General features: G+C 69.7%; 23 protein-coding genes. 9 read left to right on the top strand and 14 right to left on the bottom strand.

Annotated elements, in window-relative coordinates:
• Nucleotides 1-136: 136 nt before the first annotated feature.
• From kstD to AB0M63_RS00720, 3 genes are all read right to left on the bottom strand, one after another.
• Nucleotides 137-1,912 carry a 3-oxosteroid 1-dehydrogenase gene (kstD, locus tag AB0M63_RS00730; RefSeq protein ID WP_366017907.1) on the bottom strand — a complete coding sequence of 592 codons (1,776 nt, stop codon included), beginning with the start codon at nt 1,910-1,912 and terminating at the stop codon, nt 137-139.
• A gap of 82 nt (nt 1,913-1,994) precedes the next feature.
• Nucleotides 1,995-3,098: a substrate-binding domain-containing protein gene (locus AB0M63_RS00725; RefSeq protein ID WP_355905281.1), complete on the bottom strand. Its 1,104-nt coding sequence runs from the start codon at nt 3,096-3,098 to the stop codon at nt 1,995-1,997.
• Between the two features lie 104 nt (nt 3,099-3,202).
• Nucleotides 3,203-5,122, bottom strand: coding sequence for an AMP-dependent synthetase/ligase (locus AB0M63_RS00720; RefSeq protein ID WP_355904748.1), 1,920 nt, complete (start codon nt 5,120-5,122; stop codon nt 3,203-3,205).
• Between the two features lie 362 nt (nt 5,123-5,484).
• Here AB0M63_RS00720 and AB0M63_RS00715 point away from each other — a divergent pair, with 362 nt between their 5' ends.
• The gene (locus AB0M63_RS00715) at nt 5,485-6,351 is read left to right on the top strand and encodes a MaoC/PaaZ C-terminal domain-containing protein (RefSeq protein ID WP_355904745.1); all 867 of its coding nucleotides are present in this window, start codon (nt 5,485-5,487) and stop codon (nt 6,349-6,351) included.
• Between the two features lie 3 nt (nt 6,352-6,354).
• Here the strand turns inward: AB0M63_RS00715 and AB0M63_RS00710 are convergent, their stop codons facing one another.
• From AB0M63_RS00710 to AB0M63_RS00685, 6 genes are all read right to left on the bottom strand, one after another.
• Complete coding sequence (locus AB0M63_RS00710) at nt 6,355-7,017, bottom strand: TetR/AcrR family transcriptional regulator (protein WP_366017905.1); 663 nt, start codon at nt 7,015-7,017, stop codon at nt 6,355-6,357.
• 60 nt (nt 7,018-7,077) lie between these two features.
• A complete protein-coding gene (locus AB0M63_RS00705; RefSeq protein ID WP_355904739.1) occupies nt 7,078-7,377 on the bottom strand; it encodes a DUF4229 domain-containing protein in 300 nt (99 codons plus the stop codon).
• A gap of 95 nt (nt 7,378-7,472) precedes the next feature.
• The gene (locus tag AB0M63_RS00700) at nt 7,473-7,997 is read right to left on the bottom strand and encodes a GNAT family N-acetyltransferase (protein ID WP_366017904.1); all 525 of its coding nucleotides are present in this window, start codon (nt 7,995-7,997) and stop codon (nt 7,473-7,475) included.
• Between the two features lie 10 nt (nt 7,998-8,007).
• Entirely contained in the window at nt 8,008-9,171 is a 1,164-nt protein-coding gene (gene mqnE, locus AB0M63_RS00695; protein ID WP_355904733.1) for an aminofutalosine synthase MqnE, read from the bottom strand.
• Between the two features lie 48 nt (nt 9,172-9,219).
• Nucleotides 9,220-9,675 carry an Lrp/AsnC family transcriptional regulator gene (locus AB0M63_RS00690; protein WP_355904730.1) on the bottom strand — a complete coding sequence of 152 codons (456 nt, stop codon included), beginning with the start codon at nt 9,673-9,675 and terminating at the stop codon, nt 9,220-9,222.
• 49 nt (nt 9,676-9,724) lie between these two features.
• Complete coding sequence (locus tag AB0M63_RS00685; protein WP_366017902.1) at nt 9,725-10,417, bottom strand: UbiX family flavin prenyltransferase; 693 nt, start codon at nt 10,415-10,417, stop codon at nt 9,725-9,727.
• 90 nt (nt 10,418-10,507) lie between these two features.
• Here AB0M63_RS00685 and AB0M63_RS00680 point away from each other — a divergent pair, with 90 nt between their 5' ends.
• Nucleotides 10,508-11,128, top strand: coding sequence for a rhomboid family intramembrane serine protease (locus AB0M63_RS00680; RefSeq protein WP_355904724.1), 621 nt, complete (start codon nt 10,508-10,510; stop codon nt 11,126-11,128).
• Here the strand turns inward: AB0M63_RS00680 and mqnP are convergent.
• Nucleotides 11,118-12,020, bottom strand: a complete 903-nt coding sequence (gene mqnP, locus AB0M63_RS00675; RefSeq protein ID WP_355904721.1) for a menaquinone biosynthesis prenyltransferase MqnP — start codon at nt 12,018-12,020, stop codon at nt 11,118-11,120. The two genes, AB0M63_RS00680 and mqnP, sit on opposite strands and share 11 nt — an antisense overlap.
• Nucleotides 12,017-13,477, bottom strand: a complete 1,461-nt coding sequence (locus AB0M63_RS00670; RefSeq protein ID WP_355904718.1) for a menaquinone biosynthesis decarboxylase — start codon at nt 13,475-13,477, stop codon at nt 12,017-12,019. Before AB0M63_RS00670 ends, mqnP begins: the two co-directional genes overlap by 4 nt.
• A gap of 88 nt (nt 13,478-13,565) precedes the next feature.
• Between AB0M63_RS00670 and AB0M63_RS00665 the strand changes: the two genes are divergently transcribed.
• The gene (locus AB0M63_RS00665) at nt 13,566-13,862 is read left to right on the top strand and encodes a PLD nuclease N-terminal domain-containing protein (RefSeq protein WP_366017901.1); all 297 of its coding nucleotides are present in this window, start codon (nt 13,566-13,568) and stop codon (nt 13,860-13,862) included.
• Nucleotides 13,863-13,880: 18 nt separating this feature from the next.
• On the opposite strand, the gene AB0M63_RS00660 is transcribed toward AB0M63_RS00665, so the two are convergent.
• Nucleotides 13,881-14,795, bottom strand: coding sequence for a hypothetical protein (locus AB0M63_RS00660; RefSeq protein ID WP_366017900.1), 915 nt, complete (start codon nt 14,793-14,795; stop codon nt 13,881-13,883).
• A 177-nt stretch (nt 14,796-14,972) separates the two neighbouring features.
• Here AB0M63_RS00660 and AB0M63_RS00655 point away from each other — a divergent pair, with 177 nt between their 5' ends.
• Nucleotides 14,973-16,415, top strand: coding sequence for a cytosine permease (locus AB0M63_RS00655; protein WP_366017899.1), 1,443 nt, complete (start codon nt 14,973-14,975; stop codon nt 16,413-16,415).
• Between the two features lie 81 nt (nt 16,416-16,496).
• Here the strand turns inward: AB0M63_RS00655 and AB0M63_RS00650 are convergent, their stop codons facing one another.
• Both AB0M63_RS00650 and AB0M63_RS00645 read right to left on the bottom strand, forming a co-directional pair.
• A complete protein-coding gene (locus AB0M63_RS00650) occupies nt 16,497-17,306 on the bottom strand; it encodes a dienelactone hydrolase family protein (RefSeq protein ID WP_366017898.1) in 810 nt (269 codons plus the stop codon).
• A gap of 12 nt (nt 17,307-17,318) precedes the next feature.
• Complete coding sequence (locus AB0M63_RS00645; RefSeq protein WP_355904703.1) at nt 17,319-17,669, bottom strand: transcriptional regulator; 351 nt, start codon at nt 17,667-17,669, stop codon at nt 17,319-17,321.
• 106 nt (nt 17,670-17,775) lie between these two features.
• On the opposite strand from AB0M63_RS00645, the gene AB0M63_RS00640 reads away from it, so the two are divergent.
• The 5 genes from AB0M63_RS00640 to AB0M63_RS00620 all read left to right on the top strand — a co-directional run bounded on the left by AB0M63_RS00640 (nt 17,776) and on the right by AB0M63_RS00620 (nt 21,044).
• Nucleotides 17,776-18,750: a zinc-binding dehydrogenase gene (locus AB0M63_RS00640; RefSeq protein WP_366018510.1), complete on the top strand. Its 975-nt coding sequence runs from the start codon at nt 17,776-17,778 to the stop codon at nt 18,748-18,750.
• Nucleotides 18,751-18,911: 161 nt separating this feature from the next.
• Nucleotides 18,912-19,799: a ferredoxin gene (locus AB0M63_RS00635; protein ID WP_366017897.1), complete on the top strand. Its 888-nt coding sequence runs from the start codon at nt 18,912-18,914 to the stop codon at nt 19,797-19,799.
• Between the two features lie 45 nt (nt 19,800-19,844).
• Nucleotides 19,845-20,063: a hypothetical protein gene (locus AB0M63_RS00630; protein ID WP_366017896.1), complete on the top strand. Its 219-nt coding sequence runs from the start codon at nt 19,845-19,847 to the stop codon at nt 20,061-20,063.
• Nucleotides 20,064-20,246: 183 nt separating this feature from the next.
• A complete protein-coding gene (locus AB0M63_RS00625) occupies nt 20,247-20,855 on the top strand; it encodes a TetR/AcrR family transcriptional regulator (protein WP_355904696.1) in 609 nt (202 codons plus the stop codon).
• 33 nt (nt 20,856-20,888) lie between these two features.
• Nucleotides 20,889-21,044, top strand: coding sequence for a PQQ-binding-like beta-propeller repeat protein (locus AB0M63_RS00620; protein WP_366017895.1), 156 nt, complete (start codon nt 20,889-20,891; stop codon nt 21,042-21,044).
• The last annotated feature ends 13 nt before the right edge of the window (nt 21,045-21,057 follow it).

Genomic DNA, 21,057 nt, shown 5'->3' with positions numbered 1-21,057 from the left:
CACCGGATCAACGCCCATATCCGGCTATGTCCCGTCTGCGAACCCGTTGCATGCGCAATGCATACGGCCGCTTGGCCCCGGCCTGGTCATCTCTTGACCCCGTAATGACCAGGCCGGGACGGCGGCTCCACAACCGCTACAGCGCTCCCGCCAGATCCAGCGCCGCCACATACCCGAACGTCATCGCCGGGCCGATCGTCGAGCCCGCGCCCGCGTAGCTGTGCCCCATCACGGCGGCGCTCGCGTTGCCCGCCGCGTACAGGCCGGGGATCACCGAACCGTCCGCCCGCAGCACCCGTGCCCGTGCGTCCGTGCGCATGCCGCCCTTGGTGCCGAGGTCGCCGGGGACGATGCGGAAGGCGTAGTACGGGGGCAGCCAGAGCGGGGCCAGGCAGGAGTTGGGGAGTATCGACGGGTCCGTGTAGTAGTGGTCGTAGGCGCTGTCGCCGCGCCCGAAGTCGGTGTCCTTGCCGCTGCCCGCAAGGGAGTTGAAGCGGTTGACGGTCGAGCGGAGGGCTGCCGCCGGGACCCCTGTCGACGAGGCCAGCGCGTCGAGAGTCCACGCCTTGTACGCCGCGCCCGAGCTGTACCAGTCGTCGGGGAACGTGAACGTCGGTGCCACGTCCTTGAAGAGGTAGCGGTTGCGGTAGTTCTGGTCGACGATCAGCCAGGCCGGGATGTCGGGGGCGGCCGTGTTGCGGTCGTACATGGTGTGGACTACGTCGCTGTACGGCGCCGCCTCGTTGACGAAGCGGGAACCCGCCTGGTTGATCAACAGGCCGCCGGGGAGGGTGCGTTCGGCGAGGCAGAAGTACGGGTCGCCGGGGAGCGGGATGGTGGGGCCCCACCACGCGTCGTCCATCAACGCCAGTGCCGCGCCCACGCGTTGGCCCGCCTGGATGCCGTCGCCGGTGTTCTCCTTCGCGCCGACCGTCCAGTCCGTGCCGATCGGTTGACGCTGGTACTGCGCGCGCATCGCCGCGTTGTGCTCGAAGCCGCCGGAGCCGACCACCACCCCGCGCCGGGCCCGGACCAGTCCGGCGGCTCCGGCGCGGGTGACGACGGCTCCGGTGACGGCGCCGCCCTCCAAGTACAGGTCGGTGAGCGGGGTGTTGAGCCACACCGGCACCTGGGCGCTCAGCAGCCCCGCGCGCAGGCCGGCGGCCAGTGACTGGCCCATGGTGAGGGGTTTCTGGCCGAGCAGGGCCGCCTTCGTCCCCCGGGACAGACATTCCGTCGCTACGGCCGCGCCCTTGACGCTCACCGCGGACAGGGCGAGCCACTTGTAGTCGGCGCTGAAGACGACCATGCCGGTCGGGACGGCCAGGTACGGCGGGTTGAGGTGGGCGAGTTCGGCGCCGAGGATGTTGCCGTCGAATTGATCGGGTTCTATGGAACGGCCGCCCGGCAGACCGCCCGGCAACTCCGGGTAGTAGTCGCTGTATCCCTCCATCCAGCGGAAGCGCAGCGGGCTGTTCGCCATGACGAAGGAGATCATGGCGGGGCCGTGGGAGAGGAAGGACTGCTGGCGGTCGGCGGGGACGTCGGAGCCGACGACCGCGGCCAGATAGCCGGCGGCCTTCGCGGGGGTGTCCGGGACTCCGGCCGCCAGGATCACGGGGTTGTTGGGGATCCAGATCCCGGCTCCCGAGCGGGCCGCCGAGCCGCCGAACGTCGGTGCCTTCTCCACCACCACACAGCTCAGGCCCTGTTTGGCGGCGGTCAGCGCGGCGGTCATGCCGGCCGCGCCCGAGCCGATCACGACGACGTCGTAGGTGCCGAGGAGGGGGAGGTCGGCGGCGTGGGCCGACTGCCGGGCTCCGGTGGCGACGGTGAGCGCGGCGGCCGCACCACCGGCCAACACACGTCTTCTACCGGGGAGTTCCTGATGTGCGTCCGTGCTCGGGGTCATGGCCGCTCCAGCCCGACAAGGAAATGGGCTGGGAATGTCGCGCGGGGGTCTTGTGAAGTCAATGAGCGGGGCCGAAGCGGAACTACGTCAGTCCGATCGCCGCGCAGTCCGCCGCATACGCCGCCGTGCAGATGTCCTTGACGGTGTAGACGCCGTCCGCGATCACCGTGTCCTTGATGTTGTCGCGGGTGAGGGCGACCACCGGGACGAGCATGGAAGGGATGTCCTTCTTCGTCGGGCTGTCGACCTTGTCGCGGGTCAGCGCGTCGAACTCGATGTCCTGGCCCTGGACTTCGGCCACCGCCATCTTCGCCGCGTAGGTCGCCTCGTCCAGGAAGGACTTGTACACGGTCATGTACTGCTCCCCCGAGATGACCCGCTGCACCGCGTCGAGGTTCGCGTCCTGCCCGGTGACCGGCGGCATCGTGGTCGCCCCCGCCGCCTTCAGCTCGTCGATGACGGCGCCGGCCATGCCGTCGTTCGCGGAGTAGACGGCCGCGATGTTGCTCAGGCCGACCGACTGGATCGCCTTCTTCATGTTCGCCTTGGCGACCGCGGGCGACCACTTGTCGGTGTTGTACTGCTTCACGATGTCGACGCTGCCCTTGAGTTCGCTGAGCGCGCCTTCCTCCAGCAGGGCCGTGTTCGGGTCGGCGGGGTCGCCGTTCATCATGACGACCTTGCTCGTCTTCGCCTTCGAGCCGAGCGCCTCGATGACGGCGCGGGCCTGTACCTGGCCGACGAGTTCGTTGTCGTGGGAGATGTACGCGGTGATCGGGCCCTGCGCGAGCCGGTCGTAGGCGATGACCGGTATGCCCGCGTCCTTGGCCTTCTGGACGTCCGGCGCGATGCCCTTGGCGTTCAGCGCGTCGACCAGCACCACGTCCACCTTGGCGTCGATCATCTGCCCGAACTGCTCGCTCTGCTTGGCCTCGCTCGCCCCGGCGTTGGCGTAGCGGACCTTGCCCTTGCCGTGGGTGAGGGTGGCCACCTCCTTCTCGATGATGGGGCGGTCGAACTTCTCGAAGCGGGCGGTGTCCCGGTCCGGCAGCAGCAGCCCCACCGTGATGTCGTCGCCCTTCTCCGGGGTGGCGGAGTCGCTCCCGGAGGAGCCGTCGATGACCCCGCACGCGGCGAGCGAGAGGGCGGAGGAGAGAGCCGTCAGGACGGTGGCGGTACGGCGCACAGCGGTCCCGCGGGTGGTACGAACGTTCACTTGAGCAACCCGGTGTCGTGACGTACGGATGGACCTTGGTGGTGCCTGGATGGGAGGGGGATACGGGACGGGGGCTATCGCTCCTGCGCGTACAGTTCCTCGATCTCCTTCGCGAAGTCCCCCATGACGACCTCGCGCCGGAGTTTCATCGACGGGGTGAGGTGGCCGGCCGCCTCCGTGAAGTCGACCGGCAGGATGCTGAAGCGGCGGATGGACTCGGGGCGGGAGACCAGCTTGTTGGCGTCGTCGACGGCCCGTTGCAGGACTCTCCTCAACTCCTCGTCGTTGACGAGGAGTTCGGCCGGCACCGGGTGCTTGCCGTTCATCTGGCGCCAGTGGGTGATGCCTTCGAGGTCGAGGGTGATGAGGGCGGCGACGTAGGGGCGGCGGTCGCCGACGACCATGCACTGGGCGATGAGGGGGTGGGAGCGCAGCCAGTTCTCCAGCGGGGCCGGGGCCACGTTCTTGCCGCCGGCCGTGATCAGGATCTCCTTCTTGCGGCCGGTGATGGTCAGATAGCCGTCGTCGTCGAGGCTGCCGATGTCGCCGGTCGCCAGCCAGCCGTCGGGGGACGCGGGGATCACGCCGTCCCCGTGCGGGTCCCAGTAGCCCCGGAAGACCTGGCCGCCGGCGAGCAGGATCTCGCCGTCCGAGGCGATCCGCACCTTGGTGCCGGGCATCGGCCAACCGACCGTCCCCAGGCGGGGTTTGAGCGGTGGGGTGCACGTCGCCGCCGCCGTGGTCTCGGTCAGGCCGTAGCCCTCGAAGATCTCGATGCCCGCGCCGGCGTAGAACGCGGCGAGGCGGCGGCCGAGCGGGGAGCCGCCGCAGATGACGTAACGGAGCTTGCCGCCAAGGGCGTTGCGGATCTTGCGGTAGACCAGCGGGTCGTAGAAGGCGCGGGCCGTCCTCAGCGGGCGGCTCGGGCCCGAGCTCTTGCCTGACTGACGGGCCTCCAGGGCCTCGCCGTAGCGACGGGCCACGTTGGTCGCGCGGTCGAAGACCCTGCCCCGGCCACCCTTCTCCGCCTTCGCCCGCGCGTTGTTGAAGACCTTCTCCAGCATGTACGGGATGGCCAGCAGGAAGGTCGGCTGGAAGCTCGCCAGATCGGCCAGCAGATCCTCGGACTTGAGGCTCGCCGCATGCCCGAGGCGGACCCGGGCGCGGACGCAGGCGACGGCGACCATCCGGCCGAAGACATGGGAGTAGGGCAGGAAGAGGAGGGTGGAGGGCTCTTCGTTCGGCTTGTTCTTGAAGACCGGATAGAGCAGTTCGATCGCGTTGTCGACCTCGGCGAGGAAGTTGCCGTGCGTGATCGCGCAGCCCTTGGGGCGGCCGGTGGTGCCCGAGGTGTAGATGACGGTGGCGAGCGTGTCGGGCAGCAACACCCCACGCCGTACGGCGACTTCCTGGTCCGGGAGGGCCCGGCCCAGCTCGGCCAGCCGGTCCAGATGACCCTTCTCGAAGACCCACATGTGGCGCAGGTCGGGGAGCCGGGGCGTCTCCGGGCCGAGGGCGGCGGCCTGCGCGACCGTCTCGGCGGCCATCGCCACCGCGCCCGAGTCCTGGAGGATCCACCGGGTCTGGAAGAGGGAGGAGGTCGGATAGATCGGGACGGTGACCAGGCCCGCCGCCCACGCGGCGAAGTCGAGGAGCGTCCACTCGTACGACGTCCGGGCCATGACCGCGATCCGGTCGCCCGGCGCGAGGCCCTCCGCGATCAGCCCCTTGGCGACGGCCCGCACCTGCTCGGCGAACTCGGCCGCCGTCACGTCGGTCCACCCCCCGTCCTCCGTCTGCCTGCTGAGGACCAGGTGTTCCGGGGCCGCCGTCGCGTTCTCGAAGGGTATGTCGGCGAGCGAGCCGTGGGTGGCCGGCGGCACCAGCGGCGGTACGGACACCTCGCGCACCACGCCGTCCAGCCGCCGTATCTCTGGCTCGACGAGTACGGGCGCGCCGTCGTAGTCGTAGCCGGACGGGTAGGCGAGGGACATGGCGGCTCCTGAGGCGTGCAGCTTGTACCGCTCTGCTGCATTAGGTACGCATGGCGCGTACCGAGGTGTTCATCCGCGGCCCTCGGCCGGGGTTACCTCGGGTCAGGTCGCAGATCGTACGGGGCCCGCGTGGTGACTTTGTGCGGGTTCGGGGGTGGTACGGAGCCGGGCCTGTGCAGCCTCGGCGGGTTCAAGGGGCTCTGTCAGCCATACGTCAGTTATATGTCGGCCTTGTGCGGCCCCTGCGTCACCCATGCGTGCCCCATGAACCGTCCGGCTCGCCCCACTTGGCCTTACCTGCGGTAACCTTACTCCGAAGTAAGCCGAAAAGAGCCGCCCAGGACGCCACTCGGGAGTGGGACATGGCCAACCCCTATCCGACCCTCACCGACACCCCCGCGCTCACCCCGCTCCTCCTCCGCGGTGCCCTGCTCTCTCCGTTCAAGAGACCGCGCCCCGACGCCGAGTTCGCCCGCACCGGGCTCGTGCTGCCCGGCGTCCGCGTCGACCTGGCCAGACTCGCGGCCTACGAGCGGGTCTGCGGCTTCGCCACCGGCGAGGACGCCCTCCCCGTCACCTATCCGCACGTCCTCGGCTTCCCGCTGGCCATGCGGCTGATGAGCTGCCGGGCCTTCCCGCTCCCCCTGCTCGGCCTCGTCCACACCTCCGTGGAGATCACCCGGCACACGGCCGTACCGGCCACCGGTGAGTACGAACTCGCGGTGCGCATCGACGAGTTGGCCCCGCACCGACGCGGCACCGAGGCGACGGTCAGCACGGAGATGCGGAGCGGTGACGGGGGTACGGGCGGGGGCCGGGTCGTCTGGGAGTCGCGGAGCACCTATCTCGCCCGGCACCGTCGCACCGGCACGGCCGCGCCCGAAGTCCCGGACGATCGGGCCCCGTTGCCCACCGTCGCCGAATGGCACCTCGCCGAGGACGTCGGCCGTCGCTACGGCGCCGCGTCCGGCGACCGCAACCCCATCCACCTCCACCCGCTCACCGCCCGCCTCTTCGGCTTCCCCCGGACCATCGCGCACGGCATGTGGACGGCGGCCCGGTGCCTGGCCGCGCACGGCACGCCCGAATCGGCTTATGTGCAGGCCAAGTTCAAGGCGCCGGTGCTGCTGCCGGGAGTGGTGGAGTACGCGGCGGAGGGCGGCCGTTTCCAGTTGCGGAGCGGGGAGCGCACGCATCTGGACGGGGTCGTACGGCCGCTCACGTCCTGAGCGTCATGAGCGCTCGGCGTCCGCGATCACGGGCGGAGTCCAGGGCCGTCCCTCCATCAGGCCGCCAAGGCCCGCCCACGCGAAGTTCATCAGGGTCGCCGCCGCCTGCTTGGCGGTGACGCCCGGGGTCGAGTTCGACCAGGCGGCCAGGGACTCGGCGGCGCCGACCAGCGCCTCGGCGAGGCCGGCCACCTCGCGCTCGGGAAGGTCGGGGTTGCGGTGCGCCTCGCGGGCGGCGGCCGCTATCAACTGGGTGACGAACGCGACGAGTTCGGCGCGCATCGCGGCCACCTCGGCCGCGAAGGGCTCGCCGTGGGTGCGGGCCTGGAGGTGCAGCACGGACCAGCCGTCCGGGTGCTGGGCGGTGTGGGTGAAGAACGCCCGCAGCCCGTCCCAGAGTTGGCTGTCGGCGGGCGAGGCGGTGTCCACCCCGGCCCGGACCGTCTCGGTGAGCGCCTGGCCCTCGCGCCGGATGCACGCGGTGAAGAGGTCTTCCTTCGAGTTCAGGTAGAGATACACCAACGGCTTGGAGACGCCCGCGAGTTCGGCGATCTCGTCCATCGACGCGGCCATGTAGCCGCGCTGTCCGAAGGTCCGCACGGCGGCGTCGAGCATCTGCTGCTCACGGACCGCCCGCGGCATCCGCTTGGTCTTCACGGCACCCATGGGGGCAAGGGTAGTTCGACCCGGGCACCCGGCCTGCCGACAGAACGTACAGCAGCGGTACTAGGAGGCCTGGCCCTGCGGACCGGCGGCGTCGACCGCCTCGTCCTCCTGGTTGCGGTTGGCGTCCAGGTTCGCCTTCATCCGGTCGACCCGCTCGACGATCTGCACGGAGGCCCGGTCCCGCACCCCGCGCAGCGCCACGAAGCTGATCGGCGCCGAGATCACCAGCGCCAGCAGCACGATCCACATGCCGTTGGACTCACCGAAGCCGCGCGGGAAGACGCCGAGGTAGACGAGGCCCCAGACGACTCCGAGGCAGCCCGCGAAGACCCCGAGGCGCATCAGTGTGTAGCGGAACATCTCAATCCACTCTTCCGTGAGCTTCCGAAACCATGACGAACAGTCCTACTCAGTGAAGCACGCGCCCCCGCCGATCTTCGGGCGGGGTGCGCGGCTCACATCAGGGGCAGCAGCATGAAGATGTCGTCCCGGTCGTCACCGGGGGCGACACGGATCGCGCCGGGCACCCGGCCGACCTCCTTGTAGCCGCAGGAGCCGTAGAACCGCTCCAGGCCGTGGCCGCCCCGGCAGGTCAGGCGGATCGCCTCGATGCCGTCGAGGCCGCGGGCGGCCTCCTCTGCGGCGGCGAGCAGGTCGCGGCCGTAGCCCTTGCCCTGGTGGCGGGGGTGGACCATCACCGTGTAGAGCCACACCCAGTGCAGCATCAGCCGGTGGGTGTTGAACGCGAGGAACACGGTCGCGGCGACCGTGCCCGACTCGTCCCGGCCGACCAGCAGCCGGGTGCGGCCCTCGGCCATGGCGACGAAGTGCCGGACCAGTTCGGGCCGTATCTCGTCCACCGCCACCGGTGGGACGAACCCGACGGAGCCGCCCGCGTTGGAGACGTCCGCCCACAGGGTGAGGATCTCCTCGCGCAGGGCAGGGGTTATCGCGGGGTCCAGTTCGAAAGTGAGCGCCATCGTGCCGTGGTCACACTCGCATCGGCTGCGGGGACTCGCGCCGCGCCGGGTCCGGGCCGTCGTACTCGCGGATGATCTCGTAGCGCGTGTTCCGCTCGACCGGCTGGAAACCGGCGTCGCGGATCAGGTCGAGGAGGTCGTCGCGGGTGAGCTTGTTCGGGGTGCCGTAGTTGTCGGCGTCATGCGTGATCTTGTACTCGACGACCGAGCCGTCCATGTCGTCCGCGCCGTGCTGGAGGGCGAGTTGGGCGGTCTGGACGCCGTGCATGACCCAGAAGACCTTGACGTGCGGGACGTTGTCGAAGAGCAGCCGCGAGACCGCGAAGGTCTTGAGCGCCTCGGCGCCGGTCGCCATCTGGGTGCGGGCCTGGAGGCGGTTGCGGACCTTCCCGTCCTTCATGTCCACGAAGTCGTGCTGGTAGCGGAGCGGGATGAAGACCTGGAACCCGCCGGTCTCGTCCTGGAGTTCCCGCAGCCGCAGTACGTGGTCGACCCTGTGCTTCGGCTCCTCGATATGGCCGTACAGCATGGTGCACGGGGTCTTGAGCCCCTTCTCGTGCGCCAGCCGGTGGATCCGGGACCAGTCCTCCCAGTGGGTGCGGTGGTCCACGATGTGCTGGCGGACCTCCCAGTCGAAGATCTCCGCGCCGCCGCCGGTGAGGGATTCGAGGCCGGCCTCGATCAGCTCGTCGAGGATCTCTGAGGCGGAGAGCCCGGAGATGGTCTCGAAGTGATGGATCTCGGTCGCCGTGAACGCCTTCAGCGAGACGTTCGGGAGGGCCTTCTTCAGCTCGCTCAGGGAGCGCGGGTAGTAGCGCCAGGGGAGGTTCGGGTGCAGCCCGTTGACGATGTGCAGCTCGGTGAGGTTCTCGCCCTCCATCGCCTTGGCGAGGCGGACGGCCTCCTCGATGCGCATCGTGTACGCGTCCTTCTCGCCCGGCTTGCGCTGGAACGAGCAGTAGGCGCAGGACGCGGTGCACACGTTGGTCATGTTGAGGTGCCGGTTGACGTTGAAGTGGACGACATCGCCGTTCTTCCGCGTCCGCACCTCGTGCGCCAGCCCGCCCAGCCAGGCCAGGTCGTCCGACTCGTACAGCGCGACGCCGTCCTCACGGGACAGCCGCTCACCGGAGCGGACCTTCTGCTCCAGCTCGCGCTTGAGCCCGACATCCATGCCCTTACCTCTTCCTGAGACAGCTTGTTAAACGGTACGCCTAGACCTCTAGGCTTCTTCGGGCAGCTCTCCGACCCGGTTCTCCCACTTCGTGGAGAGCACGATCGTGGTACGGGTCCTGGAGACCCCCTTCGTCCCGCTGAGCCGCCGGATGGTCTTCTCCAGGCCGTCCACGTCCGGTGCCCGCACCTTGAGCATGAACGAGTCCTCGCCCGCGATGAACCAGCAGTCCTCGATCTCGCTGAGGTCCTTCAGCCGGCGTGCCACGTCCTCGTGGTCGGCGGCGTCGGAGAGCGAGATGCCGATCAGGGCGATGACGCCGAGGCCGAGGGAGGCCGAGTCGACGGTCGCGCGGTAGCCGGTGATGACACCGGCCGCCTCCAGCCGGTTGATGCGGTCGGTGACGCTGGGTCCCGACAGGCCGACGAGGCGCCCCAGCTCCGCGTAGGAAGCCCGGCCGTTCTCTCTCAGGGCCTGGATGAGCTGCCTGTCCACCGCGTCCATGCGATCGATTGCCTTCCGGTGATGAGGATGAATTCGTGGGTGCCGTACGTCAGTTGCCGGTGGTGCGGGAGCCCCCGAGGTCGCCCTTCCACCGGCGGTACAGATCGTGCTCGACGCCCGCCGCGTCCAGGACCCGCCCGGCAACGAAGTCCACCAGGTCCTGGATGTGGGTGGCGCCCGCGTAGAAACCGGGCGAGGCCGGCACCACGGCCGCGCCCAGGTCGTCCAGGGTCACGAGGTGGCGCAGCGTCTGTCCGTTCAACGGGGTCTCGCGCACGGAGACCACCAGCCTGCGCCGCTCCTTGAGGGTCACGCTCGCCGCCCGCTGCAACAGGTCCTTGCTGAGGCCGAGGGCGACCCCGGCGACACAGGCGGTTGACGCGGGCACGATGAGCATCCCCTTCGCGGGATACGACCCCGAGGACGGACCAGCCGCGAGGTCGCCCGCGCTCCAGTGCCGTACGGCGTCGGTGTCGATGGCGGGCTGGAAGGTGCCGGGCTTGCCGTCGGCCCCGCGGGCCAGCCATTCCCGCAGGTCGTCCTGCCAGTGCGCGTCCCTGAAGGCGATCCCCGTCTCGTCGAGGAGGGTGAGCCGGGAGGCCCGGGACACGACGAGGTCGACGCTCTCGCCCGCGTCGAGGAGCCCGCGCAGGACCGCAGCCGCGTATGGGGTGCCGGAAGCGCCGGACACCCCTACGATCCAAGGCGTACGCGGCGTCTCTCCTGGCTTGACTGGGTTCACGACACCGAGCCTAGCTGGCGTGGCGGAGCGGGAACCGGCCAAGGGTGCCGGGCGTTGTGTGGTGGGGACGAGTGGACCGTGGGGGGTGCCATGTCCGGTACGAGGTTCGGTACGGAGTTGGAGTGGTCGCGGGGCGACCGCGCGAAGGCCGCGGCGAAGCTGATGGTGGGCTGGGTCGCGCTGTTGTGGCTGCTCGAAGTGGTCGACGTGATCAGCGGCCACGCCCTGGACGGCCTCGGCATCGTCCCGCGCGAGCCCTCCGAGCTGGTCGACATCATCCCGGCCGCGTTCATCCACTTCGGCTTCGCCCACGTGGCGGCGAACAGCGTGCCGCTGTTGGTGTTCGGCTTCCTCGCGGCCCTGGGCGGCATCCGCCGCTTCGCCGCGGTCTCCGCGCTGATCATCGTCGCGGACGGCCTGGGCGTCTGGCTGATCTCCCCCGCCCACACCAACACGGCCGGCGCCTCCGGCCTGATCTTCGGCCTCTTCGGCTTCCTCCTCGTCAGCGGCTTCGCCGAGCGCCGCCCCCTCGGCATAGCCGTCGGCCTCCTCATCGGCGCGGTCTGGGGCACCTCGATCCTGCTCGGCCTGGCCCCGACCCAGTCGGGCGTGAGCTGGCAGGCCCACCTGATCGGCCTGGCGGCGGGGGTGGGGGCGGCGTTCGCGTTCCGGCGGGGGCCGGCGCAGCGGCCCGCCGCGCTTACACCGTGAGCCCCCGCACCAGCAGATCCAGCAGCGCGCACAGGAACAACGCGATCCCGATGAACCCGTTGACGCTGAAGAACGCCCTGTTCAACCGCGAAAGATCATGGGGCCGGACGATCGAGTGCTCGTACACGAAGGCGCCCGCGACGATCAGCAGGCCGAACCAGTAGAAGGCGCCGGCGCCGGTCGTCGCGCCGTACCAGGCGAGGAGGGCCGTGGTGATGGCGTGGCAGACGCGGGCGCCCCGGATGGACGCCGGGATGCCGAAGCGGGCCGGGACCGACATGACGCCGATCTCGCGGTCGGTCTCGATGTCCTGGCAGGCGTAGATCAGGTCGAAGCCGCCGATCCAGATGCCGACGGCGAGGCCGAGGATCACCGCGTCCCAGGACCACTCACCGGTGATCGCGAGCCAGCCGCCGACCGGCCCCATCGCCTGGGCGAGACCGAGGATGGCCTGCGGGAAGTTCGTGAACCGCTTGCCGTAGGGGTAGATCACCATCGGCACGACCGCGATGGGGGCAAGGGCCAGACAGAGGGGGTTGAGGAGGGCCGCCGAGCCCAGGAAGACGACGAGCGCGACGAGCGCGCCCGTCCACGCGTGCTTCACCGTCATCGCGCCGGTCACCAGCTCGCGGTGCGCGGTGCGCGGGTTCCGGGCGTCGATCTCCCGGTCGATGATCCGGTTGACCGCCATCGCGAAGGTCCGCAGCCCCACCATGCAGATGGTGACCAGCAGCAGCCGCCCCCAGTGGATGTTCTTGTCCCACTGGAACATCGCGGTCAGCGCGGCGATGTAGGCGAAGGGCAGGGCGAAGACGGAGTGCTCGATCATGACGAGGCGTAGGAACGCCTTGGTGCGCCCCGGCTGCGGGATCGCGGCTGATGCGCTGCTCACGAAAGTCCGTACTCCTTCCACCGGCGGTCGACCTTCGCCGCCGTCTCCGGGTCGGACAGCACCATCTCGGGCCAGCCGCCGTCCCGCGTGTAGCCCTCCTCGGGCCACTTCCTCGTCGCGTCGATCCCCGCCTTGCCGCCCCAGAACTGCTGGTAGGAGGCGTGGTCGAGATGATCGACGGGTCCTTCCACGACCGAGAGGTCACGGGCGTAGTCCGTGTTGCCGAGGGCCCGCCACGCGACCTCGTGCAGATCGTGGACGTCGCAGTCGGAGTCGACGACCACGATCAGCTTGGTCAGGGACATCATGTGTGCCCCCCAGACCGCGTGCATCACCTTCTGCGCGTGCTTCGGATACTTCTTGTCGATGGAGACGATCGCGCAGTTGTGGAATCCGCCCGCTTCGGGCAGGTGGTAGTCCACGATGTCCGGCACGATGATCTTCAGCAGGGGGAGGAAGAAGCGCTCCGTGGCGCGCCCCAGCGGTCCGTCCTCCGTCGGAGGCCGGCCTACGACGATCGACTGAAGCAACGGCCGCTTCCGCATCGTCACGCAGTCGATGGTCAGCGCCGGGAAGGGTTCCTGCGGGGTGTAGAACCCGGTGTGGTCGCCGAAGGGACCTTCCGGGAGCATCTCGCCCGGCTCCAGCCAGCCCTCGATCACCACCTCCGCCTGCGCCGGCACCTGCAACGGCACGGTCTTGCAGTCGACCATCTCGATCCGCTTGCCCGCGATGAACCCGGCGAAGAGGTACTCGTCGATGTCACCGGGCAGCGGCGCGGTGGAGGCGTACGTCACGGCGGGCGGACACCCGAAGGCGATGGCGACCGGCAGCCGCTCACCCCGCCGGGCCGCGACCTGGTAGTGGTTCCGGCTGTCCTTGTGGATCTGCCAGTGCATGCCGATGGTGCGCTTGTCGTGGCGCTGGAGCCGGTAGAGCCCGAGGTTGCGGATCCCGCTCTCCGGGTCCTTCGTGTGCGTGAGCCCCAGGTTGAAGAAGGACCCGCCGTCCTGCGGCCAGGTGAAGAGGGCCGGCAGCTCGTCGAGGTCGACGTCGTCGCCGTGCAGCACGACCTCCTGCACGGGAGCGTTGTCGGATTTCACCTTCTTCGGCGGCACATGGGTCATCGAGCCGAGCTTGCCGAAGGCGTCCCGCACCCCCACGAACCCCTGCGGCAGCTCGGGCCGCAGCAGCCCGCCGATCTTCTCGGAGATCTCGCCGTACGACTTCAGCCCGAGCGCCTTCAACAGCCGCCGGTCGGTCCCGAAGACGTTCATGGCGAGGGGCATGGAGGACCCCTTCACGTTCTCGAAGAGAAGCGCGGGGCCACCGGCCTTCTGGACCCGGTCGACGATCTCCCCGACCTCCAGATAGGGGTCCACCTCGGCCTTGATGCGCTTGAGGTCGCCTTCGCGCTCCAGTGCCCTGAGCAGGGAGCGAAGATCGTCGTAAGCCATGTGTCCAAGTATCGGCCACCGGCTAACCTGACCCCGTCACCGGGGCCGCCTCACCTCTCTTCTCACCACTCTGGAGAAACTCACCACCATGCTCAGGTATCTGCCCTTCCTGCTGGTCCTGGCGCTGTGGATCTACGCCTTCGTGGACTGCCTGAACACGCCCGAGGAGGATGTGCGGGGCATGCCCAAGGTGGCGTGGGTGTTCGTCATCCTGCTCTTCGGCGAGGTCCTGGTCGGGCCGATCGGCTGGCTGATCGCCGGGAAGAAGCGCCGGGAGACGGGGCCGGGCGCGACCCAGGCCGAGGGCCGGTGGATCGCGCCCGACGACAACCCCGAGTTCCTCAAGTCCCTCAGGCCGGAGAGCGAGGAGCGGGACGGGGAGTGATCCCGGGACAGCCGCGGATCAGCTGCCGCTCCGGCACTGGCTGACCGAACTGCAGCTCCGGGTGTAGGAGTTCGCGCTCGGGGAGTCGATGTCCGTGTTGTAGCCCCAGTTGGCGCTGCCGTCCCGGGCCGGGTCGTAGGTGACGCGGGCGGCGACGTGGTGCGGGTTGGCCACGAACTGGTCGTAGTTGAAGGTGATGGTGCTCGGCCGGATGAAGCCCTCGTTGTAGCTGGCCGTCATCGTGTAGATCCGCACGCCGGTGATCGCGTAGTTCGGGATGTGCCGGACGTACGCCCACTCGTCCTGCGAGTGGTAGTGGTTGTAGAGGTCCTGGTTGCCCCGGATCTGGTCGGGGACGTACATCGCGTTCGACGCCCAGGTGGGGTCGATCAGGTAGACGAAGGTGCGTGCGGTGACGGTGCCGTGCAGGCACCGGTCCATGAGGTACGGCCCGATCCCGGGAAGGATGGCGTAGGTGACCAGACGAGACGTGGAGCACTGGCTGTTCAGGGCCAGGTTGGCCATGGTGTTGGCGCCCTGACTGCGCGCGAACTGCACGGCCACGTTCATGTTCCCCGACGTCGAGATGTACTCGCTGTTGAGGGAGCGGTCGCCCTGGACGTGCGAGCGGATGTCGGAGTTGGTGCCACGGGACCAGAATCCGGCGTCGAAGATGCCCTGCCCGTTGGGCGCGACCGGCGGGCGGGCGTCGCCGCGGTACACGACCGAGGGGAACGCCCGCTCGGCGACGAGGTCGCGGTTGTGCAGGGAGGGACAGGTGCCCTGACCGGACGACGAGGCGCCCGACGAGGGGCCGCCCGCGCAGGGGTAGGTCGCGGCCTGGGCGGTGGACAGCGGGCCGAAGAGGGTGGCGAGCACGGCCAGCAGAACCGCGCTCACCGTGCCCGTGATGGTGTGTGTGCGATGGGACATGGCACGAGACTCGAACCCCTGGAATTGAAAGGCACCCCCCTCCCACCACGCCAATCAATCCCGCGGCCGGGAAACCGGTCCGGCGACCGTCCCCGACAGGTTGTACGTCACCGAGCCCCCCGAAGCGGACAATGCGCCCCTGGGCCTGTGGCCCCCGGAGCCGGACACTTACCTCGCATGACGACTGCTCCCGCCGACTCCACCGGCACCCTCGCCCCCGCATACGGTGACAAGGTCATCGCCGTCGAGACGGCGGGCGCCGAGCCCATCCCCGACGCCGAACGCCATGGCAGCCCGCTCCAGCTCCTGTGGACCTGGGCCTCCCCGAACATCGAGTTCGCGACCGTCTACATCGGCGTGATCTCGGTCCTCTTCTTCGGCCTGAGTTTCTGGCAGGCGACCGCCGCGATCGTCCTGGGCACCGGCCTCGGCGCGATCACACAGGGTTTCCTCTCCCTGGACGGCCCGCGCTTCGGCGTCCCGCAGATGGTGATCGGCCGCTTCTCCTTCGGCTTCCGCGGCAACATCCTGCCGTCGGCGGCGAACGGTCTGGTGGCGGGCGTGGGCTGGTTCGCGGTGAACAGCGTGAGCGCGGCCTTCGCCCTCAACACACTGACGGGCCTACGCCCCCTGCCGTCGCTGCTGCTCGTGGTGGTCGCCGAGATCCTGATCGGCTTCATCGGCCACAACTTCGTGCACACCTTCGAGAAGTACGCCTTCCCGGCCCTCGCGGTGATCTTCCTGCTGGCCGGCGTGTGGACCTTCAAGGACGCGCACCTCGGCGGGGGCGGCACGGGCGGCGGGGTCGGCGGCTTCCTGCTCGCGTTGAGCGCGGCCTGGGGTTACGCGGCCGGCTGGAACCCGTACGCGACGGACTACGCGCGCTACCTCCCCCGTACGGCGAACAAGTTCAGGACGATCCTCTACCCGGCGGTCGGCCTGTTCGTGTCCGTCACGTTCGTAGCGGTGATGGGCGCGGCCTCGGCAACCCTCCTCGCCCCCAAGAACGCGACCCCCACGGCGGCCTTCACCGGCCATCTCCCCTCCTGGCTGGGCAACTTGGTGCTGATCGCGATCATCCTCGGCGCGGTCTCGGCGAACGCCCTCAACGTCTACTCAGGCGCGATCTCCCTCACCGCGCTCGGCCTGAAACTCCCCGCCTGGCTGAACCGCGGCGTCCTGGTCGTGGTGTCGGGCGTGGCCGGCACGGCGGCGGCCTGGGCGTCACTGTCCGACGCGGGCTCGGCATACGAGGCGTTCCTTCTGGTCATCGCGTACTGGGTGGCACCGTGGCTGGGCGTGGTCCTGGTCGAACGCTGGTACCAGTCCCGCATCCCCACCGCCGACCTGTCCCCCCGCCTGACCGACCCCACCTTCACCAACTGGCCCGGCCTGACAGCCCTGTTGACCGGCATCGCGATCTCGGTCCCCCTCTTCTCCAACCAGGAGGACTACGTCGGCTACGTCCCGAAGCACTGGCCGTCGTTCGGGGACAGCACGCCGATTGTGGGGTTTGTGGTGAGTGCGGGGGTTTATGTGGGGTTGCGGACGGTGCTGGGGAAGAAGGGGGAAACTGCGGGGACGCTGGGTGAGACTCAGCCGACCGGCACTTCCGCCTGACGCCTGCGACCTGCGCGGGGAGACTTGATGACGAGGAGTGCGTCGACGCGCGGCTGTCCCGTCGCCATCGACGAGGGTGACTCACACGTCACGTTCACTCCGCACGCTGCGTGACACCCGAGCTGTCAGATGGCAGGTCACGAAGTCGCACCAGAGGGTCACCGCGCCAGGCTCTGTCGTGGTGTGGGGGCCGGGATAGCCGAGCAGGTGCTTGTCGTGTTCTGACCCCAGGGCGTCGAAGAGGGCGAGTTGGCCGGCCCTGGGGAAGATCGCGTCGTGCCATTGGACGTGGAACAGCGTCGGGACGGTGATCCGGCGGGCGTCCGACGCGACCCGCTCCGGCACGTTCAGGCCCTCGTGCAGGCGTGACCCTTGCACGAGGCCGAACTTGCCGAGGACGACGCAGCGGAGCCGGTCACCCAGGGCGGCCGCCAGCGGGACACCGAACCGTGCCGCCATGGACATTCCCAGGTAGGCGAGGCGGTCGGGGTCCACAAGGCCCAAGGCACCGAGGGCGCCCACCACCGCCCGCCAGTCGTCCGTCATCCGGTCGAGGACGACTTCGATCCCCTCCGCGGCGATACGGGCCTGGTACTCCACGGCAGGTTGGGGGTGGGCGACTCGCTCGCCGTGATACGGCCCGTCGACCGCGAGCGCGGCGAACCCGGCCCGGGACGCGAACCAGTCGGCCAGCGCGACGACCCGCTCGCTCCTCTTGTGCCCGCTGCCCCCATGTCCCAGCAGGACGAGAGGAGGGGGTGACGCGCTCGGCGACGGCGGCAGCCAGAGCACGCCCGGAACGGCACCGGTCGCGCGGCCCAGACGAAAACCCCGCTCGACGACACCGTCGTCCGCTACCCGACGGTCGGTCCACTCGATCGCCTCGTCCATACCGGCATCCAATCAAGCGGCTCGGTCGGCCCGCCTCAGGACAAGCGCCAGAAGCCCCGGAAAGCTCGCCTCGAACTCCTCCCGGCGGAGTCGGTTGACACGCTTGGGGCCCTCGTCTCGCTGTTCGACGAGGCCCGCGCCGCGCAGGACCGCGAAGTGGTGGCTGAGGGCCGCCTTGCCGACGGGTACGTCGAAACTGCCGCAGGAGCGGGACCAGTCGGCCGAGCCCGCCAACTCCCTTACGAGGGTGAGGCGTACGGGGTCGGCGAGTGCGGCGAGGGCCGTCTGGATCGGGACCTCGTCGGGGTGGGCGTGTTCGGGGGCGGTCCGGTGACTCCCGGTGGTGCCGTTTCGCTGCGTCATGGCCACCTCACGCTCCCTCCCGCTTGCCGAGTGTTCGATGAAAACCATACACTCACGAGTGTTCGCTTTTCATTGAACAGTTGAGCGGGAGTCTGGCATGTCTGGCATGCGCGCGGTCGAAGTGCGGGAGTACGGCGGTCCCGAGGTCCTGAAGGTCGTGGAGACGGACGTCCCGCGGCCCGGCCCCGGGCAGGTGAGCGTCGACGTGTCGTACACCGGGGTCAACTTCGCGGACCTCAAGGCGCGGGCCGAGGGGTACCGGGTGCCAAGTCTCCCCTTCGTGCCCGGACTTGAGGTCTCGGGGCGGGTACGGGAGCTCGGCGCCGACGTCGAGGGCCTCGCCGTAGGCCAGGAGGTCGCGGCGCTGACGGCGGGCGGCGCGTACGCGGACGTGGTCGTCACCGACGCGGTGACCGTCTTCCCGCTCCCGCCCGGCATCGACCTGCGCACGGCCGCCACCCTCCCCACCGTCCTCCCGACCGCCTACGCCCTCGTCCACACGGTCGGCCGACTGCAACCCGGCGAGACACTGCTCGTGCAGGGCGCGGCGGGCGGAGTCGGCACGGCGGTGGGGCAGTTGGCGAAGGCGGCGGGGGCCGGTGCGGTGTACGGAGTCGTATCGGGCGCGGGGAAGGCGGAGTTCGCGCGCCGGTACGGCTACGACGACGTGTTCGTCGGCGAGTTCGAGGCGCCGGTGCGGGCGGCGACCGGTGGGCGCGGGGTCGACCTGGTGCTGGATCCGGTCGGCGGCGACACGTTCCGCGCCGGGTTGGCCTCCCTCGCCACCTTCGGCCGCCTGGTCTCCTTCGGCAACGCGAGTTCGGCGGAACCCTGGCAGGTGGGCCAGCCCGAGCTGTACCCCGGCGCCCGTTCCGTCTCCGGTTTCTCGATCCTGACCCTGGCCCAGAACGACCCGGCAGCGTTCCGGGCCCTGGCCGAGCGGGCGTTCACCAAGGCGGCGGACGGGACGGTGGCTCTGCCGGTCACAGCCGAGTTCGAGTTGGCGGAGGCGGCGGAGGCGCACCGGTTGATGGGGGCGCGGACGAGTACCGGGAAGTTGCTGTTGCGGGTGACCGGCTGACAGAGGCCAACGTCAGCCGCATGTAGGCGAGTTGGCCTTCGGCAGAGCGGCCCCTCGCCGTAAGCACAAGGTCCGGACCCCCTTCCTCTATCCACCCGGTGCGGGATACCCCTGAAGGTGAGCCGCCGCTCGGCGGACCGCCGGTACGGAAGGGAATGGCCATGGGTGAGGAACGGTTCGAGGGCGGCTGGCGGGTGGACGAGCGGTGCACGAACTGCGACGTGGCCCGCCAGCTCGCCCCCGGTCTGATCGGCGAGGTCGACGGCCGCTCGGTCGTACTGCGCCAGCCCCGCGACCGTACCGAGGTCCGGCAGCTGAACGCCGCCGCGCACGCCTGTCCCCCGAGGTCGATCCGCCCCCCGACCGGTCAACTGGACGCGGACCAGGACCCCTTCCCGCTCGCCCTGGACGACACCGTGCACCTGTGCGGGCACAACTCCCCGCACACCGCAGGGGCCAACTCCTACCTCCTGCGCCGCCCCGACGGCACGGCGATGATGGTGGACACGCCCCGCTGGAGCCCCTCACTGGCCGCGCGCTACGAGTCGCTGAGCCCGGTCACCGACGTCCTCCTCACCCACCGCGACCACGCCGCGCACGGCCGGAGCTACGCCGACCACTTCGGCGCCCGGCTGTGGATCCACGAGGGCGACCTCGACGCCGCCCCGGACGCCGACCGCGTACTCCGCGGCACCGACCCGACGCGGATCGCCGACGGCGTGGTCGCCTTCCCCTTACCCGGGCACACCCGGGGCAGCGTGCTGTTCCTCGCGGACGAGCGGTACTGCTTCAGCGGCGACAGCTTCTACTGGTCGCGCGGCACCGGGGACATCGAGGTGGCCGAGACCGTCACCTGGTACTCCATCACCGAACTGGCCGCGTCCCTGGCCCGAACCGTCGACCGGCTGCACTTCGAGTGGCTCCTGCCGGGCCACGGCGACCGCCGCCACCTCCCCGCCGACGACATGGCTCGACGACTACGGCGACTGACGGCACACACCGGCCAACTGCGGCCCCGCGCCATCGATTTCGACGCGGTGCGCTGGTAACGCTGTCAGCGAAGAGCCGCCGTAAACACCGACCAGGCGGAGCGGGTGAGCGCGAGCGTAAAAGCGGCCAACCAGCGCTCGGGGGAAGGGAATTCGACGGCCGAGCCGCCGTTCGACATCAGTACGCCGCCCACCCCCGTCCCCGACTGCCCCGCCTGCTCCGACCTCGCCGCGCTCCGGCACGAGGCACTCGTTCGCGGCGACGGTGCGGCCGAGACCGACGCGAACGTCCTGCTGCGCCGGCATCAGCGCCGGGACCACTGACGAGCCGCAGGCCACGCACTGAACAAGAAGGCCGGGACCGCGGCCGTCCGTATCCCCCGAAACGGGCGGACGCGGGCCCGGATACCGCCAAGTCTGGATCTACGGGTGGCCAGACCGGAAGAGGGTTCCAGAAATCTGCTCTAGAAATTCACTCTAGAACTGATCCCCAATACCCTGTCCGGCATGAGCCGAAAGCAACAGCGCGGAGAGGTCACGGCCGACCTCCTCCTCGACGCCGCGCTGCGCGTCTTCACGGAACAGGGTGAACAGGGCCTCACCGTCAACGCCGTGACCAAGGCCAGCGGGGTCAGCCTCGGCAGCATGTACCACCACTTCGGCAGTCTGGACGGGCTGTACGACGCCCTGACGCAGCGCTGGCTGAGCCGGCTGCTGGGCGAGCTGGTCATCGCGCTCCGGTCCACCCGTACCGCCCGTACCGGCATCCGCGCGATCGTAAGGACGTATCTCGCCTTCGTCCGTGAACACCGGGACGCCGCCATGCTGTTGCACTCCGCCAGGACCGACCAGCGGAGCATGACCCGGGCCCGAGAACTGCGCGACTCCCAGGAGGCCAGGCTGTCGGTGTTGGCCCTCTGGATCCAGTCCCACGTGGATTCGGGGGAGTTGGCGCCACTTCCCCCCGCGCTGATCGAGTCCCTCGTCCTGGGCCCGCTGATCGGCGTGGTCCGCCGCTGGCTCTCCGGCGTCGACGACACCGAACTCGACCTCGACGAGGCCGCGCGCGTCCTGCCGGACCGGATCTGGCGATCGGTCGGCGCGGAGCCGAACTGAGCACCGCGCGCGCCACGCCACCCCTGCCGCACTATGGGCTCATGCGCACACGGGTTCGGTACCAGCTGGACGGTGCGGACCGGCGGGCGGCCGGGAACCCCTGCCGTCGACGACGGTGTCGTCTACGTCGGCGACCGGGACGGATACCTGTACGCCGTGGACGCGGAGCCGACGCGAAGGTGCAGGTGAAGATGAAACCTGA

Source organism: Streptomyces sp. NPDC051576, from assembly GCF_040681835.1.
Taxonomy (GTDB): Bacteria; Actinomycetota; Actinomycetes; order Streptomycetales; family Streptomycetaceae; genus Streptomyces.
This window is presented reverse-complemented; position numbering and strand designations above follow the sequence as displayed.